Below are 19,536 nucleotides of genomic sequence, written 5' to 3'. Positions count from 1 at the left end.
ATGACGGAGAATCCGCAACTTAAGGCATTACTGGCGGCCTGCCACTGGATTGGCGACAAAGGCTGGTGTCCGGCGACCGGCGGCAACATGTCGCTGCGCCTCGACGAACGCCAGTGCCTGGTCACCGAGTCCGGCAAAGACAAAGGGAGTCTGAGCGCCGCCGATTTTCTGCGGGTGGATATCGCTGACAATCACGTGCCGAGCGGCCGTACGCCGTCGGCGGAAACCGGGCTGCATACGCTGCTCTATCGCTTGTACCCGCACCTTGGCGCGGTGTTGCATACCCATTCCGTCAACGCCACCGTGTTGTCGCGAGTGGAACGCGGCGATGCGTTGGTGCTGCAGGGGTACGAAATGCAAAAGTCGCTCGCCGGTCAGCGCAGCCACCTGGACAGCGTGGCGATCCCCATTTTCGATAACGATCAGGACATTCCCCGGCTGGCGTCGCGCGTCGCGGCCTATGCCGAGGTCACGCCGCTGCAGTACGGTTTTCTGGTGCGCGGCCACGGTCTTTATTGCTGGGGAAGCCAGGTGGCGGAAGCCCGCCGCCATCTCGAAGGGCTGGAATTCCTGTTCCAGTGTGAACTGCAACGTCGCTTGCTGGAGGCGAAATGATCCGCGCTATTGTGACCGATATTGAAGGCACCACCAGCGATATTCGCTTCGTACATCAGGTGCTGTTTCCCTATGCCCGCGAGCGGCTGGCGGATTTTGTACGCCGTCACGCCACGGAGAGCGAAGTCGCCGCGCCGTTGGCGGCGCTGCGCGCTGAAATTGACCAGCCGCAGGCGGATCTCGACGCGCTGATCGCCGCGCTATATCGCTTTATGGATGAAGACCGTAAATCCACCGCGCTCAAGGCGCTGCAGGGCATCATCTGGCGCAGCGGCTATCGCGAGGGCGACTTCCGTGGACATCTTTATCCGGAGGTCGCCGGGCAGTTGGCCGCCTGGCAGCGCCAGGGGCTGAAGCTTTACGTTTATTCTTCCGGTTCGGTGGAGGCGCAAAAGCTGCTGTTCGGCCACAGCGACGCCGGCGATCTGCAGCCGCTGTTCAGCGGCTATTTCGACACCCGCGTCGGCGCCAAGCGTGAAACCGCGTCGTACCGCAACATCGCGCAGGCTATCGGTATCGCGCCCGACGAACTGCTGTTCCTGTCCGATATTCACCAGGAGCTGGACGCCGCGCAGGCCGCCGGCTGGCATACCTGCCAGCTGATCCGCGATGAGGCGGACGCACAGAGCCGGCATCCGCAGGTCAGCCGTTTTGATCACATCGATTTAGGGGAGTTTGTCTCATGAGTGGATTGACCATTTTCAGTGATACAGCACCGCAGCAGCCGCTGTGGCAGAGCCGCGACGCGCAGGAAATCCAGCGCCAGCTGGCGCAGATCGGCGTGCGCTTTGAGCGTTGGCAGGCGGATCGCGAGTTGGGCGACAACCCGCAGCCGGAGGCGGTGATCGCCGCCTACCAGCATGAGATCGACCGGCTGGTGGCGGAAAAGGGCTACCAGAGTTGGGACGTGATCAGCATGCGGCCGGACCATGAGCAGCGTCAGGCGCTGCGCGAAAAATTCCTGTCCGAACACACGCACGGCGAGGATGAAGTGCGCTTTTTCGTTGAAGGGGCGGGGCTGTTTTGCCTGCATCTGGACGGCAAGATCTTCCAGATCCTGTGCGAAAAGAACGATCTGATCTCGGTGCCGGCCAACACCCGCCACTGGTTCGATATGGGCTCGGCGCCGCACTTTACCGCGATCCGGGTATTTGACAACCCGGAAGGCTGGGTGGCGCATTTCACCGGCGACACGATCGCCGATGCCTATCCGCGCCTGGACTGATCTCAACCGGCGGGCGTTAACCCAGCGCCCGCTGGAAAATCCCCGCTTCAACCTGCTGCGGCGTGATCACGCCGCTATCGAACACCCACCCGCTGATGAGCTTGGCCGGCGTGACGTCGAACGCCGGATTGCAGACCGGCGCATCGGCCGGCGCCCACTGGCAGGCGCCGAAGCTGCCTGAAACGCCGGTGACTTCGGCCGCCGCGCGTTGCTCGATCGGGATGGCGGCGCCGTCCGGACAGTGCGGATCGTGGGTGGTATGCGGGGCAGCCACGTAGAATGGAATGCCATGGTAGTGCGCCAGCACCGCCAGGCTGTAGGTGCCAATCTTGTTGGCGACGTCGCCGTTGGCGGCGATGCGATCCGCGCCGACCCACACCGCATCGACCTGGCCCTGCGCCATCAGGCTGGCGGCCATCGAATCGCAGATCAGGCGATAGGGAATACCCAGCTCGCCCAGCTCCCAGGCGGTCAGACGGCCGCCCTGCAGCAGCGGCCGGGTTTCATCGACCCATACCTGTTGCACTTTGCCCTGCTGGTGGGCGCGCAGCAGCACGCCGATGGCGGTGCCGACGCCGGCGGTGGCCAACCCACCGGTATTGCAGTGGGTCAGCAGGCGGCTGCCGGGCTTGACCAGCCCAGCGCCGTGATCGGCGATGCGATCGCACAGCTGGCGATCTTCCTCCACCAGCCGCAGCGCTTCGTTCACCATCGCCGGCGCCCAGTCAGGCTCCGCCAGCGCCAGCTTCATGCGATCCAGATTGTTCATCAGGTTGACCGCCGTCGGGCGGGCGGCGCGCAGCGTGTGCAGCGCCTGTTCCAGCTCGGCGCGCGGCACACCGCGTTCCGCCAGCAGCGCCAACAGCAGGCTGGCGGACAGCCCGATCAGCGGCGCGCCGCGCACCCGCAGGCTGTGAATGTGCCCGACCAACTCCTCCACGCTGTCGCAGGCGCGCCACCGCTTTTCCTGCGGCAGGGCTTGCTGATCGAGGATCCAAAGGCGGTTGTCCCGCAGGGACAAACTGGTGGTGTTAAGCGCTTGCATCGGCGGTTAATTCCTTGTTGCGAGGTTATTGCATCTGAAACGCTATTCTGCCAACATGACTTCCAGATGTATAGACGTCCAAATGCTTTTACGTCTAAATAAACAGAATCGCTGGGGTCAGTGAAAGAGAACAGAGGGGTTGGGGAATGTCGCTTTATCGTACGTTTACGGCTGCCGATGCCGTTGAATACGCCCGCCAATACGGGCAGGTGGCCGATCCGCAAGCGCTGGTCAGCGCCGACGAGATCGGCGACGGCAACCTGAACCTGGTGTTCAAGATCCGCGATCGCGAAGGCGTGAGCCGGGTGATCGTCAAACAGGCGTTGCCATACGTGCGCTGCGTGGGCGAATCCTGGCCGCTGACGCTGGATCGGGCGCGCATCGAAGCGGAAACGCTGTTGATCCACGGCGGTTTCTGCCCGCGACATACGGTAAAAGTCCTGCACCACGATCCCGAGTTGGCGGTGATGGTGCAAGAAGATCTCTCCGATCATCGCATCTGGCGCAGCGAACTGGTGCAGGGGAACTATCATCCGCTGGCGGCCGGTCAGCTGGCGGAATACCTGGCGCAGACGCTGTTCCACACCTCCGATTTTTATCAGTCGGCGCAGCAGAAAAAAGCGGAAGTCAGCCGCTTCACCAACCCCGAGCTGTGCCAGATCACCGAAGATCTGTTCTTTACCGATCCCTATATCGACCATGAGCGCAATCAGTTTGAGGCGGCGTTGTTGCCGCAGGTGCAGGCGCTGCGTGAGGATGCGCCGCTGAAGCTGGCGGTCGCCGGCCTGAAACACCGCTTTCTCAGCAAGGCGGAGGCGTTGTTGCACGGGGATATCCACAGCGGTTCAATTTTCGTGGCGGAAGGGCGATTGAAAGCGATCGACGCTGAATTCGGTTTCTACGGCCCGATCGGTTTCGATGTCGGCACTGCGTTAGGCAATCTGCTGCTCAACTATTGCGGCCAGCCTGGGCTGTTCGGGCCGCGCGACGCCGCCGCCGGGCGCGAGCAGCGTCTGCAGGATGTGCGCGAGCTGTGGCTGATCTTTGCCGATCGTTTCCTGGCGCTGTGCCATCAGCAAAGCCGCGATGCGGCGCTGGCGACGCCGGGTTACGCCGAGCAGTTCCTGCAGCAGGTCTGGACTGATGCGGTAGGGTACTGCGGCACCGAGCTGATTCGGCGCACCATCGGCCTGGCGCACGTCGCCGATCTGGACAGCATCGCCGACGCCGACATGCGCCTCGACTGTCAGCGTCATGCGCTGGGTTTGGGGCGCAAGCTGATCGTCAATGCGCCGCAGATCGAGCATATCGACGCGCTGCTGGCGCGCATTCGTCAGCAAGGCTGAAGAGCCCGACAGTAATGAGGCAAACCCGGCTGCGGCCGGGTTTTTTTTTAATAACTTATTGGCATCAGTAACAGAACAGATAAATTTTTTTTAACTAAAAAGGTATTTTCACTCGCGTCTTATTTGTAAATTTAATTATATTTTTTGACCGTTGGTTACATGTCTTTAATGTTAATGCCATCCATAAAGATAGTGCTTATTTATCTGGCTTTCATGGCGGTGAGTAAAATAAAAAAACGGCATCCGTTCTTTTTTTGATCGTTTTATTGTGGGAGTGGGAAGGTGAAAAAAGACTTTTTATCGATAAAAGCTATCATGTCGTCGTTACTTTTTTAGGAAATGGGATGGCTCATGCTTGGGTTTGAATAAAGCAGCGGGTTGATTATCTCAATATTACCTCCTAGATTATTCGAGTGCCTGACAACCGTAAATAACGCAAGGTTATTAATTATAAGTAACCTTTGGCCTCACTTTGTCTGATTATTTCTATCGAGATCGGAGTGCTCCATGCAATTAACGCCAAGAGAAATCGAAAAGCTGATGGTCTATACCCTGGCTGACGTCGCATTAAAACGAAAATCCAGAGGGATAAAGCTTAATTATCCCGAGGCGGTGGCCATTATTACCACCGCGGCGCTGGAGGGCGCCCGCGAGGGAAAAACGCTGGAAGAAGTCATGAACGACACGCGGCAGGTTTTGAGCCGCGATGACGTCATGGACGGCGTGGCGGACTTGATCCCGCATGTGCAGGTCGAGGCGATATTCAGCGACGGCAGCCGCCTGGTGACGGTGCACGATCCGATCCAATAAGCGTGTCCTCTGAGAGCCACGGATAAACTTTATCAGCACAGGTATTCCGATGAAAAAGCATGACAAAGAAAAGCACGTGCCGCCAGGCGGCTATATCCTGTCCGAAAATCCCATCACCTTCAATGAAGATCGCGAGACGGTTATTTTAACGGTGCGCAATACCGGAGACAGGCCTATTCAGGTCGGCTCACACTTTCATTTCTTCGAAGCCAACAAAGCGCTGCAGTTCGATCGCGCCGCCGCCTTTGGTAAACGGTTAAATATCACCGCCACGACGGCGATCCGTTTTGAACCCGGCGATGAAATCGAGGTGGCGCTTATTGCCATCGGTGGCAAGCAAACGGTTTATGGTTTTAATAATCTGGTGGACGGTTGGGCGGGCGACAGCCCGGTAGCCGCCGGTGAAAGAGTAAAGAAAACTATAGATGTAAAGCGAGCTATTGAGCTGGGTTATAAAAACCGCGACCAGGCGCCCATCAAGACGGACGAGGAATAAAGCATGCCAACGATCTCCAGGCAGGAATATGCCGGGCTGTTCGGCCCGACCACCGGCGATAAAATTCGCTTGGGCGATACGCAACTGTTTATTGAAATAGAAAAAGATCTGCGCGGTTACGGTGAGGAATCGGTCTACGGCGGCGGTAAGTCGCTGCGCGACGGCATGGGCGCCGATAACCGATTAACCAGCGATAATGTGTTGGATCTGGTCATTACCAATGTGACCATTCTGGACGCCCGGCAAGGGGTGATCAAGGCGGACGTCGGCATTAAAAACGGCCTGATCGCCGGCATTGGCAAAAGCGGCAACCCGGCGATGATGAACGGCGTCACGCCCGGCATGGTGGTGGGGGTCAGCACCGACGCCATCTCGGGCGAACACCTGATCCTGACCGCCGCCGGCATCGATACGCACATTCATTTCATTTCGCCGCAGCAGGCCGCACATGCGCTCTCCAACGGCGTGACGACCTTCTTCGGCGGCGGCGTCGGGCCGACCGACGGTTCCAACGGCACCACGGTGACCGCCGGGCCCTGGCATATCCACCGCATGCTGCGCGCCTTCGAGAACATGCCGGTCAACGTGGGGATGCTCGGCAAGGGGCACGCTTCGCACGCTGCGCCGTTGGTCGAACAAATCGCCGCCGGCGTGGCCGGACTGAAAGTGCATGAGGACTGGGGCGCCACCAACTCCGCGCTGCGCCACGCGCTGCGGGTGGCCGACGACATGGATATTCAGGTGGCGGTGCATACCGACAGCCTGAACGAGGGCGGCTACGTCGAGGACACCATCGACGCCTTCGAAGGGCGTACTATCCACACCTTCCACACCGAAGGCGCCGGCGGCGGGCACTCGCCGGATATCATCAAGGTTGCCGCGCAGATGAACGTCTTGCCGAGCTCCACCAACCCCACACTGCCGTTCGGCATCAATAGTCAGGCCGAACTGTTCGACATGATCATGGTGTGCCACAACCTCAACCCCAATGTGCCGGCCGACGTGGCGTTTTCTGAAAGCCGGGTGCGGCCGGAAACCATCGCCGCGGAAAACGTGCTGCACGACATGGGCGTGCTGTCGATGTTTTCCAGCGACTCCCAGGCGATGGGGCGGGTTGGCGAAAACTGGCTGCGGGTGATGCAGACGGCGCACGCGATGAAAGCCGCGCGCGGCAAGCTGCCGGAAGATGCGGCGGAACACGATAACTTCCGCGTGCTGCGCTACGTGGCGAAGATCACCATCAACCCGGCGATCGCGCAGGGCATCAGCCACGTGCTGGGTTCGGTCGAGGTCGGCAAGATGGCCGATCTGGTGCTGTGGGAGCCGCGCTTCTTCGGCGCCAAGCCGAAGCTGGTGATCAAGGGCGGGATGATTAACTGGGCGGTGATGGGCGATCCCAACGCGTCGTTACCGACGCCGCAGCCCACGTTCTACCGACCGATGTTCGGCGCCATGGGCAAATCGCTGCAGGAAACCTGCGTCACCTTCGTCTCCGGCGCGGCGTTGCACGACGGCATCAAAGAGAAACTGGGGCTGGAGCGGCAGGTGATGGCAGTGCATAACTGCCGCGCGATCTCCAAGCAGGACATGGTGCGCAATGCGGAAACGCCGCACATCGAGGTGGACCCCGAAACCTTCGCCGTCAAGGTCAACGGCGAACACGCCACGGTGAAACCGATCGCCACCGCCGTGCTTAATCAACGCTACTTCTTCAGCTAGGAACCGCCGCTCATGATCGTGATTGAAAAGATACTCGGCAATATCAAACGGGATGCCGACTGGCGTGAGCGCTTGCAACACGCCTCGCTGGACGTGCTGGCGCTTTCGCAGTGGGAGGCGCAGAAAAGCCGCTGCCGCAAAACCACCCGCGATGGTCAGGATCTCGGCATTTCCCTCGATCGTCACCAGGTGCTGGCCGACGGCGATGTGCTGCTTTGGGACGAAGCGAACCGCAGCGCGGTGGTGGTGCAGATGAACCTGCGCGACGTGATGGTGATCCACCTGCAGTCGCTGTTGGCGACCGATATGGCGACGGTGCTGAAGACCGCGTTCGAATTGGGGCATGCGCTGGGCAATCAGCACTGGAAGTCAGTCATCAAGGGCGATCGCATCTTTATTCCGCTGACGGTGGCGACCAAGGTGATGGATTCGGTGATGAAAACCCACGGCTTTCATGCGCTGCCTTATTCGTTCGTGAAGGGTGAAAGCATTTTGCCGCATCTGACCCAGCCGGAAGCGCGCCTGCTGTTCGGCGGCGCGGAGGATTCCGCCACCCATGTGCATGTCGATAGCCCGTTTCTCGGCCAGCATGTGATCACGCTGAAATGAACGCCGTTCAGCTGATTCGCATCCTGCAATTTGCCGACTCGGTGCTGCCGGTGGGGGCGTTTGCCTTTTCCAATGGCGTCGAGTCGGCGATCCAGGCCGGCATCGTGCACGATGTCGACACGCTGAAATCGTTCACCCGCACCGCTTTGCAACAGGCGGCGGGCGGCGACGGCCGGGCGGTTGCGGCGGCCTGCCGGGCGCTGCAGGGGGGCGATCGCGAGGCGGTTATCGGGCACGACTGGGCGCTGTTCAACCGCAAGCTGAATGAAGAAGGCCGCAGCATGGTGGTGAGGATGGGAAAGAAGCTGGCGGAAATGACGGCGGCCATCTGTGATGAGCCCCAGGTGATCTGGTGGCTTGAGCAGATCAAAACCGGCCGCGCCGCCGGCACCTATCCGGTGACGCAGGCGGTAGTGATGACGGCGCTGGGCGCGGGGCCGCGCGAGGTGGCGGTGATGCACCAGTACGGCGTAGCGATGACCATGCTCAGCGCCGCCATGCGCCTGATGCGCGTCACTCATATCGACACCCAACGCATCCTGTTTCAACTCAACCGGGACATCGACGTTTTTTGTGACGAAGCCGAACGCGGCGGCGTTGAACAAATGGCCTCTTACGCGCCGGTGACCGACGTCCTGGCCGCGCTGCACGTCGGCGCATTTACCCGACTGTTCAGCAACTAATGACAAAGGAACGAGCAGAGTGAAGAAAATTACCCGCATTGGCATCGGCGGCCCGGTAGGCTCGGGCAAGACCGCGATTATCGAAGTCATTACGCCGCGCCTGATCGAACGGGGCATCAGCCCGTTAATCATTACCAACGACATCGTCACTACCGAAGACGCCAAACAGGTCAAGCGCACGCTCAAGGGGATCCTCGACGAGGAGAAAATTCTGGGCGTGGAAACCGGCGCCTGCCCGCATACCGCGGTGCGCGAGGATCCGAGCATGAATATCGCCGCGGTGGAGGAGATGGAGGCCCGTTTCCCGGACAGCGACGTGGTGATGATCGAGAGCGGCGGCGATAACCTGACGCTGACCTTCAGCCCGGCGCTGGCGGACTTTTACATCTACGTTATCGACGTCGCCGAAGGGGAAAAGATCCCGCGCAAAAACGGCCCGGGCCTGGTGCAGGCCGACATCCTGGTGATCAACAAAATCGATTTGGCGCCGTACGTCGGCGCCAGCCTGGCGGTGATGGAGCACGATACGCGCGTGGTGCGCGGCGAGCGGCCTTATATCCTCACCAACTGCAAAACCGGTGAAGGCATCGACGAACTGGTGGACATGATCATGCGTGATTTCCTGTTCACCCACGCGCCTTCGGCGGCGGTATGACAGCGGTCAGCGAAGCGGCGAGGCGCGTTGCGCAGCTCGGCGCCGACGCGCCGGAGTTGGCCGACTATCAGGATGAGCCGCCGCAGATGGCCAGCGGTGGCGTAGGCAAAACCGGTTATCTGCGGCTGGAGTTCGCGCTAAACGGGCATCGCAGCGTGCTGCGGCGGATGGAGCGGCGCGTGCCGTTTCTGGTGCAGCGGGCGCTGTATTGGGACGAGGCGCTGCCGCAGATGCCGTGCGTATTCGTCATCTCCACCTCGGGGTGCATCTTGCAGGGCGATCGCCTGACGCTCGAGGTGCAGGTCGCCCCCCAGGCCTGCGGGCATGTCACCACTCAATCGGCGACCAAGATCCACGCCATGGAAAATAACTACGCGGCGCAGATGCAGACGCTGACGCTCGAAGAGGGCAGCTATCTGGAGATGATGCCCGATCCGGTGATCCCTCACTGCGGCTCGCGCTTCATTACCGATACCCGCATTACGCTGCACCCCACGGCGACGCTGCTCTATGGCGAGATCCTGATGTCGGGGCGCAAACACCATCAGGCGGATCGCGGTTTCAGGTTCGACGTTTACTCTTCGCGCATCAGCGCCTGTCGCCCCGAGGGCAACACGCTGTTTGTCGAGCGCTATGTGCTGGAACCGCATAAACACCCGCTGAACGGGGTCGGCGTGATGGGGGCGTTCGATGTGTTCGGCAATGTGATCCTGCTGACGCCGCCCGAGCATCATCAGCGGATCCTCGATCGCATCGCGCCCCGCTATGACGAGGCTGAGGGGATCGCCAGCGGCGTCAGCCGGTTGCCCAATGAGTGCGGGCTGATCTTTAAGGCATTGGGCAAAGAGGCGCGCCAGGTGAAGGCGGCGGTTCGCGCTTTCTGGCGCGTCGCCCGGGAGGAGATCCTGGGCGTGACGCTGCCCGAGCCTTTTATCTGGCGCTAGTCTGCAGCGGGAAGCGGTCATGACGACAAAGTGGAGTTGGGCGGCGTTGTGCGCCCGCAGCCGAATAGCGGCGGTGACGGATGCGGTGCTGCGCGGCTGTTCGCAGGTGATGTTTCAAAATAACCCGTTGACTGGATTATTGTTTTTCATCGCCATTTTCGTGGGCGCCTGGGAAGAGGGGCTGCCGCAGGTGGCCTTCGGCTGCCTGCTGGGCACGGCGGCGGCGACGCTCAGCGCGGCGTGGTTGGTGGACGAGCGCGCAGCGTTGCGCACCGGTCTCTATGGCTACAACGGCTGCCTGGTCGGCGCCGCGCTGCCGACCTTTTTGCTGCCCTCTGTCTGGCTGTGGATCGGCGTGATCTTCAGCTGCGCGATCTCGGTGATCGTCACCGTCGGCCTCAATCGGCTGCTGCGCACCTGGAAGATCGCCGCGCTGACCGCGCCTTTCGTGCTGACCACCTGGACGGTGCTGCTGGCCAGCTACCCGTTCAGCCATCTGCGGCATGTGCGGTTGCCGCCGGCTGCCATCCCGGCCGACGGCGCGGTGTTCAACCCACATCCCGACCTGGCGGAGGTGTTGAGCGGCGCGTTGCACGGTGTCTCCCAGGTCTTTTTGTGCAGCAGCGTGAGCGGCGGCGTGCTGCTGTTGCTCGGGCTGGCGGTTTCGTCGCCACGCGCGATGCTGCTGGGTTTTTTCGGCGCCCTGCTGGCGGTGATCACCGCGCTGGCGATCGGCGCCGATCCGCAGGCGGTCTTCGCCGGGCTGTATGCTTTCAGCGCGGTGCTGACGGCGGTGGCGCTGGGTTCCGTCTTCAACCCGCCCGGCCGGCGGGTGCTTATCTATACGCTGCTCGGCGTGATTTTCACGGTGCTGGTGCAGGGGGCTTTCAATACCTTGCTGGCTCCGCTGGGAATACCGTCGCTGACCATGCCGTTCGTGATCGCGTCCTGGCTGTTTTTGAGCGCCAATCCGGCGGTGATCGCGGCGCGGCGCTAATCCATTGATTTCAACGTAACGAGAAAACGGGAGTGTGGGTATGGCGGTAATTACCGAAGGATTGCATGGCGCGGCCCGGCGGCGGGCGGTATCCCTGCTGCTGGGGCTGGTGGCGGTCAACGTCGTTGTCTGGCTGCTGGCGCTGGCGGTGTTCAAAGACAATGCGGCGCTGATGGGCACCGCCTTGCTGGCCTACAGTTTTGGTCTGCGCCATGCGGTGGATGCCGATCACATCGCCGCGATCGACAACGTGACCCGCAAGCTGATGCAACAGGGCAAAACGCCGGTGGCGGTCGGCACCTTCTTCTCGCTCGGCCACTCGACCATCGTGGTGCTGGCCTCGGCCGCCATTGCCGCCACGGCGATGATGTTCAGCCGACAGATGGGCTGGTTTCACGAAACCGGCGGTTTGATCGGCACGCTGGTGTCCGCGCTGTTTCTGCTGACGGTGGCCTTTATCAACCTGCTGGTGCTGATCTCCGTGTGGCGCGCTTTCCGGCAGGTGAAGGCGGGCGAGCTACCTGCGCATCAATCACTGGATCTGTTGATGAGCGGCGGCGGTGCGCTGGCGCGCTGCTTCCGCCCGCTGTTCAGGCTGGTGAATCAGAGCTGGCACATGTACCTGGTGGGCTTCTTGTTTGGCCTGGGCTTCGACACCGCCACCGAGGTCGGGTTGCTGGGGATTTCGGCTGCCGGCGCCGGCCACGGCATGAACCTGTGGAGCATCATGCTGTTCCCGGCGCTGTTCGCCGCCGGCATGGCGCTGATCGACTCCATCGACAACTTCGTGATGATTGGCGCTTACGGCTGGGCGTTCTCCAAACCGATCCGCAAACTGTACTACAACATGACCATCACGGCGGCGTCGGTGATCATCGCGGTGTTTATCGGCGGCATCGAAGCGCTCGGACTTATCGCCGACAAGCTGGCGCTGTCCGGCCCGCTGTGGGACGCCGTGGCGCGGCTCAACGATCATCTGGGGGAGATGGGTTATTGGGTGATCGCCGTGTTCATTTTCTGCTGGCTGGTGTCGGTGGTGAATTACCGCCTGCGCGGCTATGACAAGCTGACGGTCAGCGGCTGAAAAGGCGGGTGCTCGTGGATCCTGCCTGACACCATCCGCCAACGGGCGGGGCGAACCCCGCCGTTGGGTTGCCTTACCGTTCGGATTCGTAAGCCAAAGTGGCCGCAACCTCCGAGTCTCCCAACCTGATGCGCAGTTCGCACAGCGAACCGCGGGTTAGCCAGATGAACGCGATCAGCGTCATACAGACGATCACCAGCTTAAGCACGACCCGATTTTGCTGCATTTTTGACCTCCCTATCCTTGCCTTGCGGCGGGTAAGAGGCTAACCTGATGTTGCTTGGCATCAGAGTGGCCTCGGGTTGATAATATCGACTCGGGGCCTTTCTCTTTCTCTCCTTTGCCAAGGCGCCGGACAGAAAGATCCAGAGCACCCGCTGCGCAGTCTACCCGAACTTCCTTCCCGTTAAATCCGCCGCTGCGCCAACCTGCGGCGCGGTGCGCAGTTTGTCATGAAAGCAAAAGAAAAAGGGGCGATGATGATCGCCCCTTGGATGCGTGAAGTGAACGTTAAGCCGCTTCGGTCTGCTGCTGGCGCTTAGACTGCGCCGCCGGCTTTTCCGGCTTGGCGGCCGCCAACGCATCCGGCGCAAAGTCGTCCACGTTGATGGAGCGCAGGCGGCTCTCTTCGGCTTTCACCAGGATCTTCGCCTCGTCGGCGCTGATCTTGCCTTCTTCCAGCGCGCGCTCCGCCAAACGATCCAGACGGGTGAACGGCAGGTTTTTGCCGACCGCCTTGCACAGGCGTTCGTGAATCGGCTCGGCGGCCATCACGTCGGCCAGCGCCGCTTCCAGCAGGCCGATTGGGTTATGCTCGCTCGGCGTCAGGTACTGGCCGCGCCCCAGACGGCTGCGGGTGGCGGAAGGCACCTGCAGGATCTTGGCCAGCTGATGATCCAGGCGATCGGACGGTGCGGTATGCACGCGGCCGAACGGGAAGACCACGAAGCGCAGCGCGCCGGCGATAAAGCGGTTCGGGAAGTTGCGCAGCAGATCATCCAGCGCCTGTTCGGCTTTATGCAGGCTGTCTTGCACGCCCCAATGCACCAGCGGCAGATCTTCTTTCTGACGGCCTTCGTCGTCAAAGCGTTTCAGCACGGCGGAAGCCAGGTACATCTGGCTGAGGATATCCCCCAGGCGAGCGGAGATGCGCTCGCGGCGCTTCAGGCTGCCGCCCAGCACGCCCATGGAAACGTCCGACAGCAACGCCAGGTTGGCGCTCAGGCGGTTCAACTGCTGATAGTAACGACGGGTCGCGTCCTTGGTCGGCGTGGCGCTGGTGCGGCCGTTGGTCAGGCCCAGCCAGAAGCTGCGTACCTTGTTGCTGCCGACGTGGCCCAGGTGGCCGAACAGCGATTTATCGAAGGCGTTCAGATCGTTGTTCTGCGCCGCCGCCATTTCATCCAGCACATAAGGATGGCAGCGGATCGCGCCCTGGCCGAAGATCATCATGGTGCGGGTCAGGATGTTCGCGCCTTCCACCGTGATGGCGATCGGTGCGCCCTGATAAGCGCGAGCCAGGAAGTTGGATTCGCCCAGCATGATGCCTTTACCGCCGGCGATGTCCATGGCGTCAACGATCGACTGCTGGCCGCGGTGCGTACAGTGGTATTTGACGATGGCCGACAGCACGGCCGGTTTCTCGCCCTGCACCAGTGCATAGGTGATCAATGAAGCGGCGGCGTCCATCACATAGGTGTTGCCGGCGATGCGCGCCAACGGCTCTTCGATCCCTTCCATCTTGCCGATGGAGATCTTGAACTGACGGCGAATGTGCGCGTAGGCGCCGGTCGCCAGGGCGATGGATTTCAGGCTGCCGGTGGAGTTGGACGGCAGGGTGATGCCGCGACCGACCGACAGGCATTCAACCAGCATGCGCCAGCCCTGGCCGGCCATTTTCGGGCCGCCGATGATGTAATCGATCGGCACGAACACGTCGGTGCCGCGGGTCGGGCCGTTCTGGAACGGCACGTTCAGCGGGAAGTGGCGGTTGCCGATTTCCACGCCCGGCGTGCTGGTCGGGATCAGCGCACAGGTGATGCCCGGGGATTCGTTGTCGCTCAGCAGGCGGTTCGGATCATGCAGTTTGAATGCCAAACCCAGTACGGTGGCGACCGGCGCCAGCGTGATGTAGCGCTTGTTCCAGGTCAGGCGCATGCCCAGCACCTGCTTGCCTTGCCATTCGCCCATGCACACGGTGCCCACGTCCGGGATCGCGCCGGCATCGGAACCCGCTTCCGGGCTGGTCAGCGCGAAGCAAGGGATCTCGTCGCCGCGCGCCAGGCCCGGCAGGTAGTGGTTTTTCTGTTCTTCGGTACCGTAATGCTGCAGCAGTTCGCCTGGGCCGAGGGAGTTCGGCACGCCGACGGTGATCGCCAGGATGCCGGAAACGCCGGCCAGTTTTTGCAGCACCATCGCCTGAGCGTATGGGGAGAATTCCAGACCGCCGTACTCTTTCTTGATGATCATCGCGAAGAAGCGGTGTTCTTTCAGGTACGCCCAGAGTTCAGGCGGCAGATCGGCCAGTTCGTGAGTGATCTGGAAGTCGTTGGCCATGCGGCAGGCTTCTTCCACCGGGCCATCGATAAACGCCTGCTCTTCTGCCGTCAGATGCGGTTTCGGGTAGTTGTGCAGCTTGTTCCAGTCCGGCGCGCCGCGGAACAGATCGCCTTCCCACCAGGTGGTGCCCGCGTCGATCGCTTCCTTCTCGGTGGTGGACATCGGCGGCATCACTTTGCGGAAGGCGCGCAGCGCCGGCGCGGAGAGCAGAGAGCGACGCACAGAGGAAAGGTTCAGCGGCAGTAGCACGATAGCCAACGGCAGCAACAGCCAGAAGCTCCACAGGCCGATCGCGCCCATGGCGGCGGTGTACGCCACCAGTATCAGGCTGCTGAGGGTAAGGTTCACTCGGTGGTAGAACACCACGCCGAGGAGAGCCAGGAAAACGACGATACTAAGAACCATCATAAGAAGCTCCGAAGTAGTAAGAGGTCTGACCTGTTGTGTGTATGTAATAGGTTTTAGTACAAGGCAGAATTTTTATCAATGCGTTTACAGTTTAATTACAACTCAGGTCACAAACTGACAGCACCAATCATCAAAAACCTCTCCGCTTCCTTAACCGGCGCGCTGTTTGGCTGAGAATGCTTCTCGCTGTTTCCGCGATCCGGTACACTGCGGAGCGGAAGATTTGACGATAACAAGAGGTTCCTCATGTACCACGACCTTATTCGCAGTGAACTGAACGAAGCGGCTGATACTCTGGCGAAATTTATCAATGACGACGCCAACATCGACGCCATCCAACGCGCGGCGGTGCTGCTGGCGGACTCCTTCAAAGCCGGCGGTAAAGTGATCTCCTGCGGCAACGGCGGTTCCCATTGCGACGCGATGCACTTCGCCGAAGAGCTGACCGGCCGCTACCGTGAAAACCGCCCGGGCTACCCGGCGATTGCCATCTCGGACGTGAGCCATCTGTCCTGCGTCAGCAACGACTTCGGCTATGAGTATGTGTTCTCCCGCTATGTGGAAGCGGTGGGCCGCGAAGGCGACGTGCTGCTGGGCATTTCTACCTCCGGCAACTCCGGCAACATCATCAAGGCCATCGACGCGGCGCGCGCCAAGGGGATGAAAGTGATCACCCTGACCGGCAAGGACGGCGGTAAAATGGCGGGTTCCGCCGATGTGGAAATCCGTGTGCCGCACTTCGGCTACGCCGATCGCATTCAGGAAATCCACATCAAAGCGATTCACATCTTGATTCAGCTGATCGAAAAAGAGATGGTTAAGGCTTGATAGCCTTCGGGGGGCTGCGGCTCCCCCAGAAATAAGACAGTGGGCGCCGCATGCATGCCGCGCCCGCACAGCGTATGTCAGTGTGGTTAAGGAGTGCTGGCGATGTGTGAACTGCTCGGGATGAGCGCAAACGTACCGACCGATATCTGCTTCAGCTTTACCGGCCTGGTACAGCGCGGCGGCCGCACCGGGCCGCATAAGGATGGCTGGGGCATTACCTTCTATGAAGGGAACGGTTGCCGCACATTCAAGGATCCGCAGCCGAGCTTCAACTCGCCGATCGCCCGCCTGGTGCAGGACTATCCGATCAAGTCTTGCGCGGTGGTGTCCCATATTCGCCAGGCCAACCGCGGCGAAGTGGCGCTGGAAAACACCCATCCGTTCACCCGCGAACTGTGGGGCCGCAACTGGACCTACGCGCACAACGGTCAATTGAAAGGCTATCGCCAGTTGGATACCGGCACGTTTCGCCCGGTCGGCCAGACCGACAGCGAATACGCGTTTTGCTGGCTGCTGCATCAGCTGGCGTTGAAATACCCGCGCACCCCGAGCCAGTGGCCGGCGGTGTTCCGCTATATCGGCCTGTTGGCGAGCCAGCTGCGCAAGAAAGGGGTATTTAACATGCTGTTGTCGGACGGGCGCTTCGTGATGGCCTATTGCTCCACCAACCTGTATTGGATCACGCGCCGCGCGCCGTTCGGCAAGGCGACGCTACTGGATCAGGACGTGGAGATCGATTTTCAGCAGCAGACCACACCGAACGATGTGGTCACGGTGATCGCCACCCAACCGCTGACCGCCAACGAAACCTGGCACAAGATTGAGCCAGGCGAGTTCGCGTTATTTCACTTCGGTGAGCGGCTTGTTCTGAGCGAAGGGATTGGTGTTGGGCGTCGGGCTGGCTGACGCGTACTGCGTCATCTGGCCGCTGCTCATCAACGGTTGACCCAGCACATACTGGCCGTTGTCCACGGTCATCATCGGCGGCTGGTGGTTCTTCGCGAAGTAATCATAGCCCGGCTTCAGCTGGCGCCAGAAGGCGATATAGCTGGATGACGCATGGCGTTTGAGATTCTGATCGGTCATGCGGAACGGGTAGATGCTGATGTCGACGCGGCTTTGGCCATAGGCGAAGGCGGCTTCGACGTAGCGATAGATCTCATCCATATAGGTGTTGGTCATCGCGTAACAGCCGATCGATTTACATTCGCCGTGGATCATCAGATAAGCGCCGGAATAGCCCTGCGACTTATCGTAATCATTAGGGAAACCGATATTGATCGCCCGATAATACTTGCTGTCGGGTTTCAGATGGCGCGCGTCAACGCTATAAAAGCCTTCCGGACTTTTAAAGTCGCCTTCACGACGTTTAGGACCCAGCCCGCCGGAGAAATTACAGATCGGGAACGTATTGACCAAGCGGAATTCATTGCCCATTTTGGCATACAATTCCAGCTTGCGTTCCTCTTTGAAGATCTGAATATAGACCGGCGACCCCAATAATTGCTGTTTAACTACCGGCGCTTCGGGTACCTGCTCGCTGGCGCTGCAGGCCGTGATCATCGGCATAGAAACAAGCATCGCAAACAACAGCGCGATTTTGCTCATTATTATTCCTGCTTATATTTATCTGCCGGCGCAATGGGATTGGCCAGCGTGCCACTGATTATTGTTTTTACTGCTGCAAAACACCGCCAGATTACCAGCGCGTTTATTTTTAGCAATACGTGATATGTATAAAAAAACGACAAAGCTCGATAAAAGTGAAATGACCGGCAGATTTTAACGATAAGTAGTGAAAAACAGGCGAAATTTAATTGCGTTTGCTTGACCCAAGTCACGACGGAACGCAGAACAATGTTGCGAACAATGTTAATATTCCCTCTTCAATTTAACGCGCGATGGCGATTGAAGCGGCGGGGGTTATGGCATATAACCCGGCCGTTTTGGTGGTTATTTGGCTACAGACCGTTAACACATCGATTGTCACGCAAACAACGGAAAGGGGGAATCAAGGGAATGCGCGTTACCCCATATATTCACTGCGAGAAAGTTCATGTTGGGCGTGCCGTCGTGCGCACTGCCCGGCAATCCTGGCATCGTCCGCACCCGCCTCTGGGGCCGGTCAGACGTGTAAACCAAACTACATCGTATAAATCCTATGATTAAGATCAGAAAAGGGTTAGATCTGCCGATAGCCGGAGCCCCGGTTCAGGCGATCCAAGATGGCCCGAACATTCAGCATGTCGCCCTGCTTGGGGAAGAGTATGTCGGAATGCGTCCCTCCATGCTGGTGCAGGAAGGCGATACCGTTAAGAAAGGCCAGGCGTTGTTCGAAGATAAGAAAAACCCCGGGGTTTTCTTCACGGCTCCCGCCAGCGGCCGCATCGTCGCGATTAACCGCGGCGAGCGGCGCGTCTTGCAATCGGTGGTGATTGCGCTGGAAAACGGCGGCGACGATCAGCTCGAGTTCGCGCACTACCCGCTGGGTGAACTCAGCCAACTGCCGCGCGAACAGGTCGAAAGCGAACTGATCGCCAGCGGCCTGTGGACCGCGCTGCGCACCCGCCCGTTCAGCAAAACGCCAAGCCCCGGCAGTGAACCGCGCGCCATTTTCGTCACCGCCATGGATACCCAACCGTTGGCCGCCGATCCGCAGGTGATCATCGCCGAACAGCAGGCGGCGTTCAACGCCGGGCTGGTGGTCTTGGCGCGTCTGACGGCGGGTAAGGTACACGTATGCCACGCCGCCGGCGCCTCGGTTGGCCAGCAGAGCGGCCCGCAGATCGCCTACAGCGAATTTGCCGGCCCGCATCCCGCCGGGCTGGCGGGCACTCACATTCACTTCCTCGAACCGGTCAGCCTGAAGAAAACCGTTTGGCACATCGGCTACCAGGACGCGATCGCCATCGGCACCCTGTTCACCACCGGCAAGCTCGACACCCGCCGGGTCGTGGCGCTGGCCGGGCCGCAGGTGACGCAGCCGGCGCTGCTGCGCACTCGTCTGGGGGCCAGCCTCGATGAGCTGACCGCCGGCCGCCTGAAAGAGGGCGAGAACCGGGTGATCTCCGGTTCGGTGCTGAACGGCATGCACGCAGCCGGGCCGAACGCCTGGCTGGGCCGTTTCCACTCGCAGGTGTCGGTGCTGGAAGAAGGGCGCGACAAAGAGCTGTTCGGCTGGATCGTGCCGTCGCCGAACAAGTTCTCCATTACCCGCACCACGCTGGGCCACTTCCTGAAAAACAAACTGTTCGCCTTCTCGACCACCACTAACGGCGGCGAACGCGCCATGGTGCCGATCGGCAACTACGAGCGGGTGATGCCGCTGGATATTTTGCCGACGCTGCTGCTGCGCGATCTGCTGGCGGGCGACAGCGACAGTGCGCAGGCGCTGGGCTGCTTGGAGCTGGACGAGGAAGATCTGGCGTTGTGCACCTTCGTTTGCCCCGGCAAGTATGAGTACGCGCCGGTGCTGCGCGAGGTGCTGACCAAGATTGAGCAGGAAGGATAACC

The 19,536-nt window shown here is 60.5% G+C and carries 20 protein-coding genes; 16 read left to right on the top strand and 4 right to left on the bottom strand.

What is annotated here, in order from left to right:
* The 3 genes from IMX17_RS14100 to IMX17_RS14090 are packed head-to-tail and all read left to right on the top strand — an operon-like array spanning position 1 to position 1,840.
* Positions 1-615, top strand: a complete 615-nt coding sequence (locus tag IMX17_RS14100; protein ID WP_046897642.1) for a methylthioribulose 1-phosphate dehydratase — start codon at positions 1-3, stop codon at positions 613-615.
* Positions 612-1,301, top strand: a complete 690-nt coding sequence (gene mtnC, locus IMX17_RS14095) for an acireductone synthase (protein ID WP_046688277.1) — start codon at positions 612-614, stop codon at positions 1,299-1,301. The genes IMX17_RS14100 and mtnC overlap by 4 nt, the downstream gene beginning before the upstream one ends.
* Positions 1,298-1,840, top strand: coding sequence for an acireductone dioxygenase (locus IMX17_RS14090; RefSeq protein WP_033641961.1), 543 nt, complete (start codon positions 1,298-1,300; stop codon positions 1,838-1,840). Before mtnC ends, IMX17_RS14090 begins: the two co-directional genes overlap by 4 nt.
* Before the next feature lie 16 nt (positions 1,841-1,856).
* On the opposite strand, the gene mtnA is transcribed toward IMX17_RS14090, so the two are convergent.
* Entirely contained in the window at positions 1,857-2,885 is a 1,029-nt protein-coding gene (gene mtnA, locus IMX17_RS14085; protein WP_046897643.1) for an S-methyl-5-thioribose-1-phosphate isomerase, read from the bottom strand.
* 146 nt (positions 2,886-3,031) lie between these two features.
* Here mtnA and mtnK point away from each other — a divergent pair, with 146 nt between their 5' ends.
* From mtnK to IMX17_RS14035, 10 genes are all read left to right on the top strand, one after another.
* Complete coding sequence (mtnK, locus tag IMX17_RS14080) at positions 3,032-4,231, top strand: S-methyl-5-thioribose kinase (protein WP_193549868.1); 1,200 nt, start codon at positions 3,032-3,034, stop codon at positions 4,229-4,231.
* A gap of 507 nt (positions 4,232-4,738) precedes the next feature.
* Complete coding sequence (locus tag IMX17_RS14075; protein ID WP_025160087.1) at positions 4,739-5,041, top strand: urease subunit gamma; 303 nt, start codon at positions 4,739-4,741, stop codon at positions 5,039-5,041.
* Between the two features lie 49 nt (positions 5,042-5,090).
* Complete coding sequence (locus IMX17_RS14070) at positions 5,091-5,537, top strand: urease subunit beta (RefSeq protein ID WP_182265068.1); 447 nt, start codon at positions 5,091-5,093, stop codon at positions 5,535-5,537.
* Between the two features lie 3 nt (positions 5,538-5,540).
* Positions 5,541-7,256 carry an urease subunit alpha gene (locus IMX17_RS14065; protein ID WP_042783732.1) on the top strand — a complete coding sequence of 572 codons (1,716 nt, stop codon included), beginning with the start codon at positions 5,541-5,543 and terminating at the stop codon, positions 7,254-7,256.
* A 12-nt stretch (positions 7,257-7,268) separates the two neighbouring features.
* Positions 7,269-7,865, top strand: a complete 597-nt coding sequence (gene ureE, locus IMX17_RS14060) for a hypothetical protein (protein WP_049189018.1) — start codon at positions 7,269-7,271, stop codon at positions 7,863-7,865.
* A complete protein-coding gene (locus IMX17_RS14055; protein ID WP_046897648.1) occupies positions 7,862-8,548 on the top strand; it encodes an urease accessory protein UreF in 687 nt (228 codons plus the stop codon). Before ureE ends, IMX17_RS14055 begins: the two co-directional genes overlap by 4 nt.
* Positions 8,549-8,567: 19 nt before the next feature.
* Entirely contained in the window at positions 8,568-9,203 is a 636-nt protein-coding gene (ureG, locus tag IMX17_RS14050) for an urease accessory protein UreG (protein WP_033641969.1), read from the top strand.
* Positions 9,200-10,147, top strand: coding sequence for an urease accessory protein UreD (locus IMX17_RS14045; protein ID WP_193549867.1), 948 nt, complete (start codon positions 9,200-9,202; stop codon positions 10,145-10,147). Before ureG ends, IMX17_RS14045 begins: the two co-directional genes overlap by 4 nt.
* A gap of 19 nt (positions 10,148-10,166) precedes the next feature.
* Positions 10,167-11,144: an urea transporter gene (gene yut / locus IMX17_RS14040; RefSeq protein WP_193549866.1), complete on the top strand. Its 978-nt coding sequence runs from the start codon at positions 10,167-10,169 to the stop codon at positions 11,142-11,144.
* Positions 11,145-11,184: 40 nt separating this feature from the next.
* The gene (locus tag IMX17_RS14035; protein WP_193549865.1) at positions 11,185-12,228 is read left to right on the top strand and encodes a HoxN/HupN/NixA family nickel/cobalt transporter; all 1,044 of its coding nucleotides are present in this window, start codon (positions 11,185-11,187) and stop codon (positions 12,226-12,228) included.
* Between the two features lie 73 nt (positions 12,229-12,301).
* On the opposite strand, the gene IMX17_RS14030 is transcribed toward IMX17_RS14035, so the two are convergent.
* Together IMX17_RS14030 and fadE are read right to left on the bottom strand one after the other, a co-directional pair.
* Positions 12,302-12,454 carry a Hok/Gef family protein gene (locus IMX17_RS14030; RefSeq protein ID WP_193549864.1) on the bottom strand — a complete coding sequence of 51 codons (153 nt, stop codon included), beginning with the start codon at positions 12,452-12,454 and terminating at the stop codon, positions 12,302-12,304.
* Between the two features lie 284 nt (positions 12,455-12,738).
* A complete protein-coding gene (gene fadE / locus IMX17_RS14025) occupies positions 12,739-15,195 on the bottom strand; it encodes an acyl-CoA dehydrogenase FadE (protein WP_193549863.1) in 2,457 nt (818 codons plus the stop codon).
* A gap of 246 nt (positions 15,196-15,441) precedes the next feature.
* Here fadE and lpcA point away from each other — a divergent pair, with 246 nt between their 5' ends.
* Both lpcA and IMX17_RS14015 read left to right on the top strand, forming a co-directional pair.
* Entirely contained in the window at positions 15,442-16,023 is a 582-nt protein-coding gene (gene lpcA, locus IMX17_RS14020; protein ID WP_004930220.1) for a D-sedoheptulose 7-phosphate isomerase, read from the top strand.
* Positions 16,024-16,125: 102 nt separating this feature from the next.
* On the top strand, positions 16,126-16,929 hold the full coding sequence (locus tag IMX17_RS14015) for a class II glutamine amidotransferase (RefSeq protein ID WP_019454310.1): 804 nt from the start codon (positions 16,126-16,128) through the stop codon (positions 16,927-16,929).
* On the opposite strand, the gene dpaA is transcribed toward IMX17_RS14015, so the two are convergent.
* Positions 16,864-17,631, bottom strand: coding sequence for a peptidoglycan meso-diaminopimelic acid protein amidase (gene dpaA / locus IMX17_RS14010; protein ID WP_046897653.1), 768 nt, complete (start codon positions 17,629-17,631; stop codon positions 16,864-16,866). The two genes, IMX17_RS14015 and dpaA, sit on opposite strands and share 66 nt — an antisense overlap.
* Before the next feature lie 553 nt (positions 17,632-18,184).
* Between dpaA and IMX17_RS14005 the strand changes: the two genes are divergently transcribed.
* Entirely contained in the window at positions 18,185-19,534 is a 1,350-nt protein-coding gene (locus IMX17_RS14005) for a Na(+)-translocating NADH-quinone reductase subunit A (protein WP_046897654.1), read from the top strand.
* Positions 19,535-19,536: the final 2 nt, after the last annotated feature.

Origin of the sequence: Serratia sp. X3, assembly GCF_014982455.1 — a bacterium.
GTDB classification, from domain to species: Bacteria; Pseudomonadota; Gammaproteobacteria; order Enterobacterales; family Enterobacteriaceae; genus Serratia; species Serratia ureilytica.
The sequence above is the reverse complement of the archived record's forward strand: the minus strand, read 5'-3'. Positions and strand labels throughout refer to the sequence as shown.